Source organism: Haloglycomyces albus DSM 45210 (assembly GCF_000527155.1).
Classification (GTDB): Bacteria; Actinomycetota; Actinomycetes; order Mycobacteriales; family Micromonosporaceae; genus Haloglycomyces; species Haloglycomyces albus.
Genome location: NZ_AZUQ01000001.1, coordinates 1,093,586 through 1,109,641, shown reverse-complemented (window position 1 = coordinate 1,109,641; position 16,056 = coordinate 1,093,586). Strand labels below are relative to the sequence as shown.

17 protein-coding genes are annotated in these 16,056 nt (G+C 54.1%); 12 read left to right on the top strand and 5 right to left on the bottom strand.

The window, feature by feature from the left end; all coding sequences use genetic code 11:
- Positions 1 to 779 precede the first annotated feature (779 nt).
- The 3 genes from HALAL_RS0105195 (at position 780) to HALAL_RS0105185 (ending at position 2,525) form a co-directional block, all read left to right on the top strand.
- Positions 780 to 1,031 carry a hypothetical protein gene (locus HALAL_RS0105195; protein ID WP_025272984.1) on the top strand — a complete coding sequence of 84 codons (252 nt, stop codon included), beginning with the start codon at positions 780 to 782 and terminating at the stop codon, positions 1,029 to 1,031.
- A 635-nt stretch (positions 1,032 to 1,666) separates the two neighbouring features.
- Entirely contained in the window at positions 1,667 to 2,101 is a 435-nt protein-coding gene (locus HALAL_RS18790) for a hypothetical protein (protein WP_025272983.1), read from the top strand.
- A 139-nt stretch (positions 2,102 to 2,240) separates the two neighbouring features.
- Complete coding sequence (locus tag HALAL_RS0105185; RefSeq protein WP_025272982.1) at positions 2,241 to 2,525, top strand: hypothetical protein; 285 nt, start codon at positions 2,241 to 2,243, stop codon at positions 2,523 to 2,525.
- A gap of 468 nt (positions 2,526 to 2,993) precedes the next feature.
- Here the strand turns inward: HALAL_RS0105185 and HALAL_RS0105180 are convergent, their stop codons facing one another.
- The 3 genes from HALAL_RS0105180 to HALAL_RS18005 all read right to left on the bottom strand — a co-directional run bounded on the left by HALAL_RS0105180 (position 2,994) and on the right by HALAL_RS18005 (position 6,703).
- Positions 2,994 to 3,839: an alpha/beta fold hydrolase gene (locus HALAL_RS0105180; protein ID WP_025272981.1), complete on the bottom strand. Its 846-nt coding sequence runs from the start codon at positions 3,837 to 3,839 to the stop codon at positions 2,994 to 2,996.
- Between the two features lie 408 nt (positions 3,840 to 4,247).
- Positions 4,248 to 5,465 carry an ABC transporter permease gene (locus HALAL_RS18010; RefSeq protein WP_025272980.1) on the bottom strand — a complete coding sequence of 406 codons (1,218 nt, stop codon included), beginning with the start codon at positions 5,463 to 5,465 and terminating at the stop codon, positions 4,248 to 4,250.
- Positions 5,462 to 6,703 (bottom strand): efflux RND transporter periplasmic adaptor subunit, encoded by a 1,242-nt coding sequence (locus HALAL_RS18005; protein ID WP_084471867.1) that lies wholly within the window; start codon positions 6,701 to 6,703, stop codon positions 5,462 to 5,464. Before HALAL_RS18005 ends, HALAL_RS18010 begins: the two co-directional genes overlap by 4 nt.
- A gap of 479 nt (positions 6,704 to 7,182) precedes the next feature.
- Between HALAL_RS18005 and HALAL_RS0105160 the strand changes: the two genes are divergently transcribed.
- The 4 genes from HALAL_RS0105160 (at position 7,183) to HALAL_RS19445 (ending at position 10,189) form a co-directional block, all read left to right on the top strand.
- Positions 7,183 to 8,076 carry a hypothetical protein gene (locus HALAL_RS0105160; protein WP_156937611.1) on the top strand — a complete coding sequence of 298 codons (894 nt, stop codon included), beginning with the start codon at positions 7,183 to 7,185 and terminating at the stop codon, positions 8,074 to 8,076.
- Positions 8,077 to 8,295: 219 nt separating this feature from the next.
- On the top strand, positions 8,296 to 8,727 hold the full coding sequence (locus tag HALAL_RS0105155; protein WP_025272976.1) for a hypothetical protein: 432 nt from the start codon (positions 8,296 to 8,298) through the stop codon (positions 8,725 to 8,727).
- A gap of 104 nt (positions 8,728 to 8,831) precedes the next feature.
- Positions 8,832 to 9,845, top strand: coding sequence for a hypothetical protein (locus HALAL_RS18460; protein WP_156937610.1), 1,014 nt, complete (start codon positions 8,832 to 8,834; stop codon positions 9,843 to 9,845).
- Positions 9,846 to 9,898: 53 nt separating this feature from the next.
- On the top strand, positions 9,899 to 10,189 hold the full coding sequence (locus HALAL_RS19445; protein WP_084471866.1) for a helix-turn-helix domain-containing protein: 291 nt from the start codon (positions 9,899 to 9,901) through the stop codon (positions 10,187 to 10,189).
- Positions 10,190 to 10,508: 319 nt separating this feature from the next.
- On the opposite strand, the gene HALAL_RS16575 is transcribed toward HALAL_RS19445, so the two are convergent.
- Complete coding sequence (locus tag HALAL_RS16575; protein WP_051462761.1) at positions 10,509 to 11,015, bottom strand: hypothetical protein; 507 nt, start codon at positions 11,013 to 11,015, stop codon at positions 10,509 to 10,511.
- 1,041 nt (positions 11,016 to 12,056) lie between these two features.
- The gene (locus HALAL_RS0105130; RefSeq protein ID WP_025272973.1) at positions 12,057 to 12,947 is read right to left on the bottom strand and encodes an HhH-GPD family protein; all 891 of its coding nucleotides are present in this window, start codon (positions 12,945 to 12,947) and stop codon (positions 12,057 to 12,059) included.
- A 375-nt stretch (positions 12,948 to 13,322) separates the two neighbouring features.
- Here HALAL_RS0105130 and HALAL_RS0105125 point away from each other — a divergent pair, with 375 nt between their 5' ends.
- From HALAL_RS0105125 to HALAL_RS0105105, 5 genes are all read left to right on the top strand, one after another.
- The gene (locus HALAL_RS0105125; protein WP_156937609.1) at positions 13,323 to 13,757 is read left to right on the top strand and encodes a YbaB/EbfC family nucleoid-associated protein; all 435 of its coding nucleotides are present in this window, start codon (positions 13,323 to 13,325) and stop codon (positions 13,755 to 13,757) included.
- A 12-nt stretch (positions 13,758 to 13,769) separates the two neighbouring features.
- A complete protein-coding gene (locus tag HALAL_RS16570) occupies positions 13,770 to 14,090 on the top strand; it encodes a WXG100 family type VII secretion target (RefSeq protein WP_169732406.1) in 321 nt (106 codons plus the stop codon).
- 1 nt (position 14,091) lies between these two features.
- A complete protein-coding gene (locus HALAL_RS0105115; protein WP_025272970.1) occupies positions 14,092 to 14,811 on the top strand; it encodes a WXG100 family type VII secretion target in 720 nt (239 codons plus the stop codon).
- A gap of 220 nt (positions 14,812 to 15,031) precedes the next feature.
- Complete coding sequence (locus HALAL_RS0105110) at positions 15,032 to 15,559, top strand: YwqJ-related putative deaminase (RefSeq protein WP_025272969.1); 528 nt, start codon at positions 15,032 to 15,034, stop codon at positions 15,557 to 15,559.
- A 12-nt stretch (positions 15,560 to 15,571) separates the two neighbouring features.
- Positions 15,572 to 16,021, top strand: a complete 450-nt coding sequence (locus HALAL_RS0105105; RefSeq protein ID WP_025272968.1) for a toxin-antitoxin system YwqK family antitoxin — start codon at positions 15,572 to 15,574, stop codon at positions 16,019 to 16,021.
- Positions 16,022 to 16,056 lie beyond the last annotated feature (35 nt).

Here is a 16,056-nt window from a genome sequence, read left to right as displayed (position 1 = left end):
GAGGAGTATAGCTTCGGCAAATCAACGTTTGGCAGTCGTCTTGACAAGTGACGCACCGAAATTATGGACTTTCCACGGGTACCAATCCTGCCGACGGATTGACCTCCAGTCGTCCACCTGAAAGCGACCGAACATCTCACGCTGCGAAGGACCACGTAGATCCCGAGTCGGGTATTTGACATCTGGCTCGGGTTTTTCTTTGTCTGACACGCGTTTGTGGTTGTTGACTTTGTGTCAGCAATGCGCGACACTAACGCACGCTGGGTGATCCCGATGATCGTCCAGGGGGTCTTTGGTAAATATCCAATTTGCCGAACCCAGCGACTCGCCAGAGATAGCTGACAACTTCCTACTGGCGAGTCGCCCCTAAACACAACTCCCCGAAAGGAGGTTTCGTGTTCTCACACATCGTAATGCATCGTGCGCGTCTTTTCCAGTCACGAGCCGGTGTCTCCGGGCGCGTCAGTTACTACTGACGTAGCTCCTGACCGGCCTATTCGCCACATTCACCACTGATACCAGCTAATTCCTAATTCGCGTGTGTCTTGAAACGGGCGGCCACGGTCGCCGTTGGAGGACACTCGTCTACCCCGTCATGCCTTAATGCGGGCTGTTGAGCCAGTGGGCAGCGCCTGGACGGGAACAAGTGGCACCAATCGTGGGTGGTCATTAGCTGGGGTTCATTGGGTTTGTGGTGGCTGGTCTCGACGGCTTGTTCTGTGCTTTTCATTGTTTTTCATCTATCCCCCGATCCCCGGGGAGAATGGAGACCCACCATCATGCCTGAACTCTTGGGCACCGTGACATGGGACGGCTCCCGTGTCGATATCACGCAACGGTTCGGACGCGACACCGCCTGGATCGTCATCGATGGTGATTTGGCCGCCATCGTCCACCTCAAAGGCCATTTCATCCGTCCACACAACGGTTGGACGATTCCCGACGAGATCCAAACCTGGTTGCTACGCGAAGCCATCGCGGCACATATCCTCCAAACCTTCCTTCGCACTGGTGAGGAGGCCGACCGATGAACACCAATACCTCAACACTCTTCGCCGTCTACGAGGTCTTGCTTATCGCTTACCTGCTGGCTGTTCCGCTCGTTCTCTTCCGTGCCCGGGCATGGGAGGCGCAACCTACCACTGCTGCCGAGACCGTCTCTGGAGGTAACCCGCCCAACCACAATTCGAGTGATGATCATAATGCCTGGCCCCATCGACTATTGGAACGCTTCCGCCGCAACGACACCTACGATCAAGCGTCGGTTGGTCGTTTCACTTGGTCGGGGAACTCCACTTTCACCGCTCAGCCGTCATCACGTTGGAAGGAGACGAGAGCTGCTGATTCGAGTGGCTCGCAGCCAGAGGCCGGATCAGGGCAACAGCGGTACCAGGCAGATGATCTGGGGGGTTCTGTCCACCGAGATCAGGATTCAAGCCTCGGGGTTTGGAGTTCGGTATATCGCAACCAAGGTGCAGGGCGTCAGAAATACAACCCGGGTCGTCATCGGGCGTTGCGCCGGTCAGACTCCTATTCCCACCAATCCGGTCGCAACACAACACCAGGCCGGTCTGTTACATCGCACCGTTACTTTCCTGGTCGATCCGTCATCTATCGGACGGTGGTGCGGCCAGTCAACAATCGGGGGTTGCCGGAAAGTCCAGCGGTGTTTATCGGTTCGCGTCGCCGATGGTTGAGCCCCAACACCGACCCGCACCGGTCCATGAACGGCGAGTTGATGACCAGCGTGGACTTCCTCGGCTACCGGGTGGAGATCCGGCGCGTGACGCTCATGTCGGCCACCATCATCGCCGTCCACCCCACCGGCGGACAACGAATCGTGTTGGGTTCGATCCTGTGGGACGCCAAATACGCCGACCACGTCCTCTGGACCACCACACCCGCCCGCCAAAGCCTGGTACCGAATGGAAGCTTCAACTTCTTCTGGCTCAACGAACGCGTCATCGCTCGGGTGGAGAAGGTCTTCCACGACCGCACCCGGCCGGCCTCGGTGGTCTCTGATACTGGGGAGGTGACAGACGCGTATGCCAGTGCGTTACATGCCCATCGGCACATTCAACCTCGGCACCATCACACATGAGGAGTATCGCTTCCACGGCCGCCTGGACGTTAGTTCCTCAAACGTGTTCCTGTTCCACACCACTGAAGCAAAGAACCACAGCCCGGTCGATACTGCGCGGAGACCCAACGTGCCGACAACATCCCGCACTGTTTCTAGGGTGCCTGCCGGTAACAGTGACGATTGGGGTGGAGGCCCCGGCTACGTCGATGTTTCGTTTGAGCGTCAGCCTCCGGATGTGTTGGCCAACTGCGCCGATCTGATCAAACCCACCATCGTGCTCTACGACGACGAACTGTTCCAACGCACCGTCACCGACCCGAACTGGCTACACCGGTTCGCGGCCACTATTCGGACAACGGTCGCGCCACACCTCGACCCTGACCGAACAACATCGAGGCGCAACAGCCCACCGGCACCACGCTGGAGACTGCGACCCAAATGAACACACCCACCCGCCTCACACGGCACAAGAAGCGCGACAAGCCGTGACCATGAAACGGCCAACGTCTTTATTCCGGGTTCTCTCTCCTGACAACCGGCGCTGCAGGAAAGCGAACCCTGGCCCTATCGGAGCTCTGAAAGGTGGGCAACTCCGATAGGGCCACCTCGAAATCTTCAGAAGATGCAGACTGAAAACCAGACACCTCCAAAATCGCAGAAGAACCGTATTGGCCCAGTGCTTCCGATATCTTCACCCGCTACATTAGCCCGGGAGTTCCGCAGAGATGGTAAGGATTGGCGCTATACCACTCATGTTTATAGAGTTATAGCGCCATTTAGAAGTAATATTGCAGGGTTCTTGGACTAGTCAAGGCCGCTTGATTCGGGAACTTCAATCGGATAGTCGCAAGTAGACGTAGAACTATAACCAAATCTGACACTACGTGGCACGAATGCGTGTGTTCCGATGTCATGTTTCGGCTCGGCCGAGCGCTTCCAATATGGCTGCGGTGAGAGCTTCTGGTTGATCAGTTTGAGCCAAGTGACCTGCGCGTTTCACCAGATGGAGTCGGGCATTCGGAACCATCTCGGCCAACCGGTGAGCCCTGTCCACGGGTATCCAAGTATCGTCCTCGCCCCACATAATCGTCGTCGGTGTCCGTATGGTCTTATATAGCGGCTCAATTTCGTCGGTGAAACGTTCGTCCGCTTCAGCGATCTGCTGATAGAAAGCCCGTTGCCCTTCAGCTCCGAGCCACGGTAGTGACAGCAAGTTCTCCATCTCGAGCGTTAGTCCTCGGTGAGACGCCGTAGAAATGTACGCCTTGACAGCACCTTCATGAACGGCGGGCGGTACCTGCTTGAACACGTCGGCATTGTCTCTGACAAGACGGAAGAAATCCGAACCCCACGGTTTAAGGGCCACAACATCAATAAGCGACAAGGAAGTGTATTCACAACCATGCAAAAGATGAGCCCGCAAGGAAACGGCGCCACCGTAGTCGTGCGCGACCACATGCGGAGCATCCAGATCCCAGTACTCGAGTAGGTCCGCAAAAAGTCGCGCCTGAACGTCAAGAGAAACAGGATGGTCTTCATCTTTGGAGGATTGGCCGTAGCCAGGCATATCCCACAGATAGACGGTGTACCCCACCGCAGTAGCGTTTGCGATTGACCGCCACAACGCTGACGACCAGGGTGTCCCATGACAGAAAACTACAGTTGGACCAGCGCCAAAGCTAGCCCAACGGACATGACGACCTTCCCAGTCGAAAGTGTGCGGAAGAGGATTAAACTCAGCAAGTGTATCAGTCATCACAGAGTATTTTCTCCTTGAGGGTGCGAACCTGAATTACTTCTTTGCACAGCAACAGGTAGGGGTTTCGAGAAATTCCACGAAACCAATATCCCTCTTCCCACCCTCGTCAACACCCCATTAAATTCTGCACGCTGCGTGCATCACAGCCTTACGCTTTGTTCAACATCAACACTGCGTTCGTCCAGCACTTCAGATGCCACCGGAGCTTCCCCCCCCCCCCATGGAGCTGTCGAAATATTACCGCTCGACGAGCACATACGCTGTCTGGCAAGGACATATATCAGGATCGAACAGTAATTTTCCGACAGCTCCCTGAGTTTCCCCCTGCTTCCACCTTGCGCCTCAGGCCGATCTACCCGGACTTCTTGGACTTTGCCGCGCCCCGGCACTTACGTACGAATACATCTATGTGCGGAGAGCTACTGCGGGAGCAATTTTTGAAGCACGCCAGGCGGGGTACATGCCCGCAACAATCCCTACTGCCGCGCCCAATCCAGGACCAGCAGCCAAGAGGGCCGGATTAAAGACTAGCTGCCAATCACGTAGCAGGGCCACGCCTGCTACCGCATTTATTCCAAGTATTGTCCCAGTAATTCCACCTAGGATTCCAGTAATCGCAGCCTCGAATAGAAATTGAGCGGCCACAGCAATACGACTTGCTCCAACGGCTCTACGAAGGCCAATTTCGCCTCGACGTTCCATTACAGCTACGAGCGAAGTATTGGATACTGATACGGCCCCAATTACCAATGAGACGATTGCCATTGCAATGACGAGCCACTTCATCTCTCCGGTAACACCACTTCGAAGCTTATCTAGACCGATCGGGCTTGCGATGTCCAATTTCCCCGGTGCCTCTGGGAATGCAGCCACAGCCACGGATTCGAGAACCTTATCCGCAGCGCCGAGATCGGTTCGTACATAGATGGAAGCAGGATTGAACTCTTCGGAGGCTCTCAAACAGTGCGTTGGCGGGACAACGACAGTTCCATCAAACTTTGACGATTGGCCAGTAGATTCGAAAACTCCGCCAATTGCATATTCAATTCCATCGACATAAATTACTGGGGCACCTTCGAGGGAAGAGTAGCCCAATTCATCTGCAATCATGGAATCTATCAACGCAATGTTATCATTTCTATTCAGGTGGCCACGATCAAAATATCCGCCCTCAAGTATTTCGACTCCGAAAGCAATCAGTGTTTCTGGTTCCGAACTGTAGATCTTATGATTAAACCTACTATTTGCTTCATTCGTCCGGGACACTGGAACCTCGCTAGTGGACTCACAGTATATGCCGGCTTGTTCGACGCCATTAATGTCTCTAACACGTTGCGTCGACTCGATAGTAGGAGCATGCCCCTGGTCACGAAGCGTTTCAGAATAGGAAACGGTAATCGACCGGGCTTCAACCTCATTGAACCGGTCGCTGATGGCGTTGGCAGCTGTTGATGATAGTCCAACGGTGGCGACAGTAGCTGCTATTCCAAGGGCGATCCCGAGGGCTGTCAACCAAGTTCGGATGGCTCTACCACGAATGGACTGGCTCGCCTCAAGTGCAATTCCTGTGCAGGTCCCAATGAATCGACTTCTCTTTTCAAACTTTCTATGTGAACGAATCATTCTTTGCGATCCAATTTTCCAACCGCTACGGTTTCAGTCGGAAGGAGAGATCCATTAATCGGTTTGATGACCGTGCGTCCATCATTGCTAATCGTCGGAGTGACCTGAACCTGTCGAGACTCTACCTTATTGTTGTCGATGACGGTCACAAATGTCTTTTCACCATTGCTCCAGAGCGCGGAAACCGGAACAATCAGTGCGTTATTAGCACTGCGTTCCTTTATAATATCGAGAATTACTTTATCTCCGGCCATCGAGCCTTCTGGCACATCGTCCATTTTAAGATCAAATATGAGGAACGGCGTGGTAGCTTGCTTGTCATTCTTGGATGCGTCATGAGACTGCGAGTCGACCTCCCTCATTTTCATTGTATAATCGCCGGGACTAACATCTTTAATATTGTTGCTAACGAATTCATACGTCCAACTATTTCCGGTTTGTTTAATATCCTCTGCCAGGGATTTCGGAAGCTTGAAGGCAACGTGCCAATCGCCAGATGAAAGAGTCAGGGCCGGGGACTCACCGGAAGGATCATTGGTGGATGCGTGAACTTGACTAACCTTCATTGGAAAGGAAGGGATAAATTGAATTTCCCCGGCAGGAACAACAATCCGAGATTCTGAATTAGAATTCCGAGCTTGCGAACCATCTTGTGTGTCACTATCATTTACATCTTGCTCTGATCTAGAGTCTGCACTGTCGGCAGTAATAGTGTTGTATCCCCATGCACCATAGAGTTTTCTAACAGCAGATGCTGTTTCTGCATCGAAGGTGCCAGTAATTGGTGTGCCATAAAGCCGAGATAGTGCTGATTGCAATTGTCGGACATCATCGCCTCTAGTCTCCCCCTCGACGTAGTCTCTGTATGTCGAGACTTCCCCCTGTAGAGTAAAGACCGGTCTTCCTGATATTTCCAATAGCAATGAGCCGTTTTTAACAGCATCGCCTTTTTTGACTGGGACACCTGAGACAATTGCTTTAGAAGTTTCGGATACAGAACTGGGTCCTTCGATTTTGACATTGCCTGTCCGTTCGAGAGTTCCAGCTAGGGATTCAACGTCTACGAGTTGGCCCTGTTCAATTTCTACGCCAACTATACTGTCGTCAGGAGGCGAAGCTTCAGCCGCAATCTGATCGACTGTGCGGGCCTTGCTAGCAAAGTACCAAGCTGCAGTCGTCGTGCCGACAAGCGCCACCATAAGCATAGCAAGTGCTATCCGATTCTTATTGATATTCATAGTGGTCAGGGATATCCCTTCGGAGTAAGATCGGTCTACCGGTGAGAAAATTGATGATCTGAGCAAGACGGATCAAACATAGGGTGCAGGATATCTTCATGTTTATAGGGCACTATTAGGGGGTCTTGGTCTAGTGAGTGATTCCGGGCAAGGTGATGCATACTCAGAGTGTCCGTAACTCCGTGGGATGCAAGGTAAACTCCTGGGGAAAATGGAGTTTTTGCATCTGTAACGTCAATACAGGAGGCTCCGTGTTCTCAATTGTCCCCTATCCCCCAAGGCTATCGGTCGATAGGGCTTCTGTATCGTCCTGGCCAGAACCACATTGAAACCAATGGGTTGTAAAAGGGTGATTCGGGCGGCTATAGTCAAAGAACCTGCAAAGTGTTGCCCCCCACCAATTAGCGAGCATGATGAGACTAAAAGCCCGTCACCCCAAGGTTAGAGCTTACTTTGTATCTACATTGTCAACGCTAACCGTGGTTCTTTCTATTGTGGCCTTGTCAGGATGTGCGGAAGGCAAAGAGGAGCTTCCCGACCCGGAACTCATTCTTACGGGATTTCCGCCTACTGACCCCGATGAAGATCGGCTTCGTAGTTGGGCCGAGGATATCCTTACAGGGGAATGTGTGGTCGATGGTGGCTATAGCTACGAGGTTCTATGGGAAGACCAGTCCGAATTTTCGTACGGTAGCCGCTCCTACCTTAGGTCGCTTTATCTGATTCCGAACCAAGAGACTGTCGAATCCGTTGGATATGATAATGTGACCGCAAATCAGGGTGGGCCTGCTGAACGGCCCCAATCTAAGATCGATGACTATATGGAGGAGCTTTCCGGCAGTCAAAAGAGAGACCGGCAATCCGTGATTTCGGGCAATGGAGAGCTTGATGTAGAAATCGTGAATCCGGATGGATCGACGGGTGGCCATAGGACAGGTGGCTGTGAAGTTAAAGCTATGGAGAAACTTTATGGGGATCCTGAGAAATGGTTGATGGCAGAAGGTTCTCTCCGGTCCATAGATGTAAATAACGCCATGCATATGAGAGTAGGGGAACGCTCGGAATACCATGATTTGCTGGAGGAATGGTCGGTCTGCATGGAGCAACGCGGTTATCCGCAAGTAGCAACGCCTCAGGGTGCCTACTCTAAGTCAGAAGATATGTCTGATAACGAATCCCGTGCGATGGCGATTTCCCACGCTGAGTGCAATTCCGTAACCAGCTTTGAATCGAAGATTGTGGACCTTCACAGTACTGAGTTGGATCGTTTTCGTCAAGAAAACGAGAATCTGTATGACCTCTTGAATGAGCTTAAGGAAAAGGGGAATGGGCAGGCTCAGAAAGTGCTTGAACGATACAACAAGTCAAATTAGGGTTCTCAAATTCTGTCGAGACTCGAAAGTTCATATTATTAAGGGGAAACGCACAAGTGGCACCACGTAGCAATTTCCATTGCAGGTAGGGGTACCTAAGTTGCGTACCACATAGCAGTTTCCTTTTAATACTAGTCTTCGTCGCTTACGCGATGAAGTGGAGCTGGGAATGCGCTCCTAGCTCCACCTGATGTTATCCCTAGAAGAAAGGTACCACGGATGAACGTGAAGCAAAAGATTAAGGGTTCTATCGCTGTGGCTCTTGGAGCTGCTGGCGTGGCTGTGCTTCCGCCTACGATGGCGGAAGCCGCCTACCCCGACGCCTGTTCGAGCGGCTACATTTGTCTACACCGGTATGCCGATCATGAAGGCTACAAAGCTAGCTACGAAGGTGACGTATACGCTTATGCGGATGCGGTGTCGTGGCTCGATAATTCGGTTAGTAGCTGGTACAACAATGGGTACTCTGCTACCTATGACGGGGTTGTCATGCAGCAGTTCGTTACCTACAATAGCGGCGGTATGCACGTCTGTGCCGTGCGCGGCGACTACGAGAATGCCAGTACGGAGTTCGACAACAGAGCCTCTCGTCACTATTGGGTGACAGAGACCCGTTGTGAAAGCCTGGACGGTTGGGACGGCGCCAACTAGCGTAACTGGTTGTAAGGGAGTAGCCCGATGCTCCCTTACAACCTACAGGCTGCATTTTCATCAATTGTCTGGAGAGATTCGGAGGATGCATGACTGGATATAGAATGAGACTTTCTGTAGTAGCTACCACGGTGTTTGTGTTGTCAGGTTGTTCGATGGGAGGGGGAGATTCCGACACACCTACTGTTGAGAGTGCGCTAGCTCAGCTTAAATCAACCTACGAGGCAACCAATGAATTGCATTCTATGATTCTATCTGCGGAACGTGATTGCCTTGAAGCTGCTGGATTTGCTGTTCACCCATATTCAGACCGACAGGTTGAAGTAGAATTCCAGCTTGAAAACCTGGTCCCGTTCCAGATGCACCGGTCGCCCTCTGTTGAAGATGCTGGGAAATACGGCTATGTCTTCTCGGAAGAAGCGATTCAACAATATGAAAAGGATCATCCGGTTGATCCAGAATCTGAAGTAGAGTCCGAGTCGTTGCCTCCGCGCGCTCAGGAACAGCAGGGTAAATTTGACGAGCTACCAATGACCGATCAGATTGCTTATTATGATGCTTGGTGGGGCGAAGGCGCGGGTGAGCGGTATCTGGAAGGTTCCACGTCCTCTGGAGGTCTTTACTCCGATGAACAGATAGAGGAAGGTGATTCGACAGGAGGATGCGAGCGGCTCGTGTCAAATTACCTTTTTGGAGAAGATGGCGAAAATAAAGAAGTTGAGCGGGTATTCCGAATATTCGGGGAAGCTGTTGAGGATTCTTTCATTGAAAATGAGGACAACCAGCTTGCAATTGAGGAATGGGCATCATGTATGGATGATAGAGGATTCAAGTCCATTCAACACCCCAAAGACACGATCTATGAGGTTCGGAATATGTATTCCGACGGTCGACCGGCGTTGACGAAGCCAGATGAACTTGATATGGCAAAAGCAGATTCAGAATGTGCTGAGAAGCTCCAGACCAACGAAAAAAGAGAAGATGCATTGGACAGTGCAATTCGTGAAGCTGTGGTGGAGATGGAATCTGAACTTTATGGTGCACAACAACAAGCAATGGAATTGCGGGACAAACTTGAAAGTATCGAAGACAGTAGCTACTGGAACGATGTAGAGTAGCCAGTGAAGCATCGCGTCCGATCACCAAGACATGTTAGTGTACAGGATATAGATTGTACCCCCCCGAATCCGATAACCGATTGCCTCAAGAGTTTCTTAGTAAGATTCATGAGATTCGCAATTCTGCACTCGATCTGACTAGTAGACAGAAACAGGTGCTACTCTTGGTTTCACAAGGTCTTTCTGACCGTCAGATTGCACACAGGCTTGGACTTACTTTGAATACGGTTCAGAATTACAATCGTGATATCAGAACGCGCCTTGGAGTCCAGTCTCGAGCAGTTCTAGCAATAGTTGGCTACGTGGCGAGTGACTCTGGACAATGTGATAGGTACTCAACGTGATCCGACCTTGTTGGGGTACATGGAACTCTCGGGGCGACGATGGAGTTGTCACTGCTGCTAGCACGACTATCGTAAATTTTAAGGGTGGAACGTATCTTACGCTGGTAGCGGCCTTGTCGGATCTTTTCGCGGCAGCGTCGTCGCCAGTTGACAGGCGCGAGAACTTCCTCTAGCGAGCGGGCTGTGAGGAGGATCAGGCCCAGCAAACGCCGAACGATCGGCGTTGTGAGCCTACCCCGACCGCCTGTGCCTTAGGGTTGCCGCCTGCGGTGATGGCAAGGAATGCATATGCGTATATGGCCATCGTGACGTGCCGGTATCAGGAATTCCATTGTCGGACTTGGTAGTCGTCCAGCCCACATTGGCCTTTGGCCTCTTCAAAGCACGATTCGATGCCCCAGCGTGCCACGGCAATGCTCATCAATTTGGATTTGGTCGTCCCGATCGGGGCGAAGCACAAGTAGTAGGCGATGTCGTCAGGATCGTTCGGTGACCGGCGGGCGAGGACGGAGCGCTCATAGCCGTCATGGACGTCGCTCTGACCGGGAAGCAAACCCCAAGCCCAATCGTATTCACGGGGACCACGTTCTCCCTCGCCCTGGGGGAGACGAGTCCACGCCCGACCAGGCGCCTCGGCGAACAGACTTCGGATTTCTCTCTTTCGTCCGCCGGCGTCCGAGATCATGTGATTGGTCTTCACTTCCAGCACATTCCGAATGCGTGCTTCTTCCAGATTTCGTTTGAACAACTGCCGCCGGATGTGTTGGCCAATTGCACTGATCTGATCAAGCCCACCATCGTGCTCTATGACGATGAGCTGTTCCATCGGACCGTCACCGACTCGAACTGGCTACACCGGCTAGCCGCCACGCTCCAGCAGACGGTTGGGCCGCATCTTGATCCCCAACGAGCGCGGGTACCCCGCACGGGCAGCCAACCTCGACCGTGTCGGATGTTGCGGCCCAGGTGATCACGCCGGTTCACGTCACACGGCACCACAAATCGAACGAGCCGTGAGGCGTGCAGTGTCTTTATTCCGGGTTCTCTCTCCTAACAACCGGCGCTGCGGGAAAGAGGACCCAGGCCTTGTCGGAGCTCTGGAAGGTGGGCAACTCCGATAGGGCCATCTGAACGACCTTCTGAGGTGCGGAATACGTATTAGGCAGTTTCCAAACCTCAGAAACCCCCTGTTTGGCTAGTGATTCCGATATCCTGACCCACCACATCAGTCCTAACGCAACTGGCGAGCCGCTAACAACGCGCGCAGCGCGTGTGCAGCGGCGGTAGACCGGGAAAGGAGATCAGGTTGTTCCAGGTGCTTCAGATTTGCGCGAGGAGGCTTCTCACGACCTGAAGGTCGTGAGAAGCCTCCGCAGCGAAAATATGGGGTGCCTGGGGCAAGCTGAGCGGTCACCCACCAAAGGTCGTGAGAATCCCCCGCAGCGCGAAGGTGTAGTGCCTCAACTAACCCCAGCGGTCACCCAAAACGAAGCCGTTGGAATCGCGCTCGGTTCCAACGGCTTCTTTCTGTTTGGCTGCTTCCCGGTGTTCCCCCGTGTTCAAGCCGGGTCGCAATCGTCAGGTTGGGCCGGTCACCACGGTCAACGCGGCGGTGGTGGCGCGAGCCGCGTTGTCGTGTCTCGCCAGACCGGCTTGGCCGTGACGACTGGTTTTTCGCTTCAGCGCCGGTATGAGAACGGGCCCCAGACACAGCCCGCCCGGTAAGGACCGAAGCGGTTACCCCATATGGGCAACCCCAACCAAACACAATGAAGTTGTATCTATTAAGAGAGATTATCACTACTCTGGCCTGGTGTCATTACTATTTGAAATTGTTTCGTAACGCATCAGGGGAGATTTCGGGCAATCATGATCCGAGGTGAAAAAGTCCTTCGGTATCGGTTTCCACCAAGCCGTCGTCGATCAATTGGGCCAGAGCTTCCGACACCATGACCTCGTTGTTCCATGCCATGTCCAATTCCTGGCGCTGCCGTGGAGCCTGCTGGCGCAGCAGTTCAATGAGGTTACCGCGCACGTGCCGATTCGTGCCGACGTATTTCTGGCGTTTCCGGCTCGGTCCGGCTGGAATCTCCTGGAAGGCGAATCCACAGTCATCCACTAGGGGACAGGCCGCGCAGTCGGCCTCTTTGGCGCGACAGACCAGCGCACCCAGTTCCATCAGGGCGATGGACAGCTTCGCGGCGGTCGCCTGGTCCTCGGGAAGCAGTTCTTCCGTGGCGTCCAAGTCGGCCTGCGAGGTGGCCTTGCCGGAGTCGGGCTTGCCTTTGAGTCGAGCGACCACCCGCCTTACGTTCGTGTCCACCACTGGGTAGCGCTGCCCGTAGGCGAAGACGGCCACGGCCGCCGCCGTGTAGGTGCCGATACCTGGAAGCTTGCGTAGTTGTTCGGGGTCCTTCGGCACCACCCCGCCGTGGTGCTCCACGATCGCGGCGGCACAGTCGCGCAAGCGTAGCGCGCGACGTGGATAGCCCAGCCGCCCCCACATGGTGAGAATGTCCGGGCCCGACGCCTCGGCCAGGTCGGCGGGTTCGGGCCAGCGCTCCATCCAGGCTTCCCAACTTGGTACGACACGACGCACCGGGGTCTGCTGGCTCATCACCTCCGACACCAGAACTCCCCAGGCCCCGGTTCCCGGATGACGCCAGGGCAGGTCGGCTCGTTGATGGCGATCGAACCAAGGTAGTAGAGCATTGGCCGGCCACGTGCCCGGTGACTCCTCCGGTGGATTTTTCGACATGGCTCCTATTGTGCACCTCCAGAAACACGGCCTACCCAAAGTCCGCTTGGATTGAGGCTTCCCCGGCAGATCCCGGAGCGCCGGAATGACGTCCTCGTTTACGACTGTGCATAGGCCGGTCTTAAACGAGGAAGCCGTTGTACTGCAAGGGCCTCGCTCTGGAGTTTGGATGGGCGGGGCTTCTCGGTCCGGTTGCGCGCCGGGACGGTCCGCGTGGTGTGTGTACGGCGGCATCTTCTGCTGACAGTCGTCATCCTGCCCTGTGCAGCGCTCTCAACCGGGCACAACGACCTCGCCACTGTGGTCTGTTTCGCGATCGATAGACGGAAACCTGTTGGCGTGCTTCCTAAGACAATAATATTGAAGGAAATTTCGTTGCAGCAGCGCCGCATCATGATAATGAGTGAAACTCACAAGCTGAAAATTCCCGACCACACACCCACCCACTCGAAGGAGAATCTCGTGATTGACAACGGTGAATCGGCAAGGCGTCGCCTTGAAGAATGGCGCGACCGGTCTCTAGCGCGGCTACATCAGACCCAAGAGGTGGCGGAGTCATTGCAGCAGCTAACGGGAGAGGGCAGTGATTTGAACGGCAACGTGACCGTCAAGGTGAACTCTTCCGGAGAGCTCCTCGACGTTTCCATGGGGTCGGCTGTCCAGCGACAGTCTGCTGAGCATACGGCACGTCAGGTAAAAGATGCTTACGAGGCGGCCCGCACTCGACTTGCAGAGCAAGTGCGTGAGCAAGTGCAGGAAACCCTTGGCGCTGACTCTGAAACCGCTCAGGCGTTTCTTCGTAACTCGTGAAAAGAGATGATTATGACGGATGGATTCAACGTCGACCCGGACGAACTGGATGATCACAGTTCTAAAATCAAGGGCCTGGCAGAAGAAGTGGCCCCTGTTCTCAGCGCCGCAGACACTGTAGTTCAGGATGATGAGGCTTACGGCCTGTTTTGCGAGTGGCTTCCATCGCTTCTCGAATCGAAGCAAGAGCAGTTCAAAGATCTGGTTTCCGGATTCAAGGAGAATCTGGAGGCGCATTCCCGAAATCTGGGTGATGTGGCTGCAGGTTATCGAGAGACCGACCAAATCGTGAGCGAGAGCCTGCAGAAGATCATGTCTGAGTTGGAGGGATGACATGAGCGAGAACCCATTGGTTGCCTCCGCCGATGAAAAGGACGGCATCGACGGCACCGGCTTCGGTCTCTGGGAGGACTACACGGGAGTAAGAGATGCGATCTCCGATGGCACATGGATTGATGTAACGCTAGCCGGTGTCGGGGCGGCCTTGGACGCTGGTTCATTGGCCATAGATCCCATAGGAACGCTCGCCTCGATGGGCATCTCGTGGCTTATGGAACAGGTTGAGCCGTTGAGCGAGATTCTCGACTGGCTGACCGGAGATCCCGATCTAGTCGGTTCGCATGCGCAGACCTGGTCCAACGTTGCCAACGAGCTTTATCTCATCGGAGAGTCATTGCAGACTTCAGTCGACTCCGGAGCCTCGGCCTGGAATGGTGAGGGTTCTGACGGCTATAAGGAAATGCAGTCCTTCAACGTCGAATATGCGGGACTTCTCGGGGCAATGGCGGAGACTTTGAAGGAAGCCACTGAAGGTGCGGGAACTCTTGTCCAAATTACCAGAGAGCTGGTCCGAGACCTGATTGCGGATGCCGTCGCCACACTCATGATCCGTGTTCCAGAATGGCTGCTCGAGATCTCCGTCACGGTGGGCGTCGGGACTGGGTGGGTGATCGGAAAAGTAGTCGCTCTTGTTGTGAAGTGGGTCGGCACGGCCTTCGGATTCGTTTCGGCTTTGATCTCGTCGATCCAGGCCCTGAGTAAGATCATGGGATGAGACATTGAAACTTTGGAAAACGCTCTGTCTTGTTCTCTCCGTAGGAATCCTCGCCGTTAGGCGTTCAGGAGGCGGCGGAGACGGTGGGAACGGCCCTTCTAATAGGGGCGACGACAATACGACCCGCCTGAACAAGCGCAACAACATCCAAAAGGCCTCGAGTTATTCAGAGCTTGTCACTTCAGGGCATGATCTCCAGCTTAAAGGACATCCGAAGAAAGTGGAGACTCCGGAAGGGCAGCGGAACCATACTCAGCAGCCGACCGACCTCCCACCGAACAATTGTCCGCAGTCTCCCGAAGAGGCCCGGGATCAATTGAAGAACCAGGTGGAAGAGTCAGCCAGGGCCACCCGTGAAGAGAAACCGTTCGTACTGACCAAGAACGAACGGGGTCCTGTAACCGGGGGCGTCATAGACCGCACCAGTGGAGAGTCTCGCGTTTATGTCAACCAGGACACTCCGCCTCCGGACATGCACCCCAAGGTCAAGGAGCGTTATGACCAGATGATGCAGGATACCAACGGGCAGGGGTACGCTCCTGACCAGAAGAGCCGGCCCGGGTCCCATGCAGAAGTATGGGCCTATAGCGACTTGCTCAATCAGCGAGGAGCAGATTCGGACCCTAACGCGAACGATTTCCTCGTATACAATGTTTGGAATGACGGGTCCAAGAGGGACACGTTTGCTCGCTGCTGCGCCAATTGCAGCTACCTGCTGGACGGCGTCATTGACGCCGATAAAGAATGATCGGTGAATTCAGTGCAGACAATTGATAGAAACGAAGCCGAATACGATGGCGAACAGCGCCTACTCTACCGGGGTGAGTTGTTCACCGGCCTGGCTATTGACATCGACCCCGATGTCCCCGAAGACAATCGCTTGGATGCCCTCTACCTACGCGGCGTTCCGAACGGTATCTGGAAGGAATACGATTCCGAAGGCCGCCTTATCCAGGAGGTCACTTACGAAATGGGTGCCAAACACGGACTTCAGCGCGACTTCGATACCGAGGGTCGGCTAACCCTGGTGAAGGCACAGGACCATGGCTACATTCTATGGACCGCCGATATCGACGCCAACGGCCTCGTCGCCAACGTTCACCAGTCTTCGCTCACCGATTTCCAAAGGGAGGATCTCGGATGGGCCCGTAAGGGAACTCCTTTGCCGCCTATACCTTCGGCACCCGCGATTGGAACTCCAATCGAATAATGCGAAGAGCGGACGCCCGCGAAGAGGTCTCCACG

Bases quoted from the DNA above. Each gene is read 5' to 3' on its own strand.
- HALAL_RS18005 (WP_084471867.1), bottom strand. From the start codon at position 6,703: ATGAATATCAATAAGAATCGGATAGCACTTGCTATGCTTATGGTGGCG.
- HALAL_RS0105180 (WP_025272981.1), bottom strand. From the start codon at position 3,839: ATGACTGATACACTTGCTGAGTTTAATCCTCTTCCGCACACTTTCGAC.
- HALAL_RS0105130 (WP_025272973.1), bottom strand. From the start codon at position 12,947: ATGTCGAAAAATCCACCGGAGGAGTCACCGGGCACGTGGCCGGCCAAT.
- HALAL_RS16575 (WP_051462761.1), bottom strand. From the start codon at position 11,015: ATGGAACAGCTCATCGTCATAGAGCACGATGGTGGGCTTGATCAGATC.
- HALAL_RS0105155 (WP_025272976.1), top strand. From the start codon at position 8,296: ATGAACGTGAAGCAAAAGATTAAGGGTTCTATCGCTGTGGCTCTTGGA.
- HALAL_RS0105195 (WP_025272984.1), top strand. From the start codon at position 780: ATGCCTGAACTCTTGGGCACCGTGACATGGGACGGCTCCCGTGTCGAT.
- HALAL_RS18460 (WP_156937610.1), top strand. From the start codon at position 8,832: ATGAGACTTTCTGTAGTAGCTACCACGGTGTTTGTGTTGTCAGGTTGT.
- HALAL_RS0105115 (WP_025272970.1), top strand. From the start codon at position 14,092: ATGAGCGAGAACCCATTGGTTGCCTCCGCCGATGAAAAGGACGGCATC.
- HALAL_RS18010 (WP_025272980.1), bottom strand. From the start codon at position 5,465: ATGATTCGTTCACATAGAAAGTTTGAAAAGAGAAGTCGATTCATTGGG.
- HALAL_RS16570 (WP_169732406.1), top strand. From the start codon at position 13,770: ATGACGGATGGATTCAACGTCGACCCGGACGAACTGGATGATCACAGT.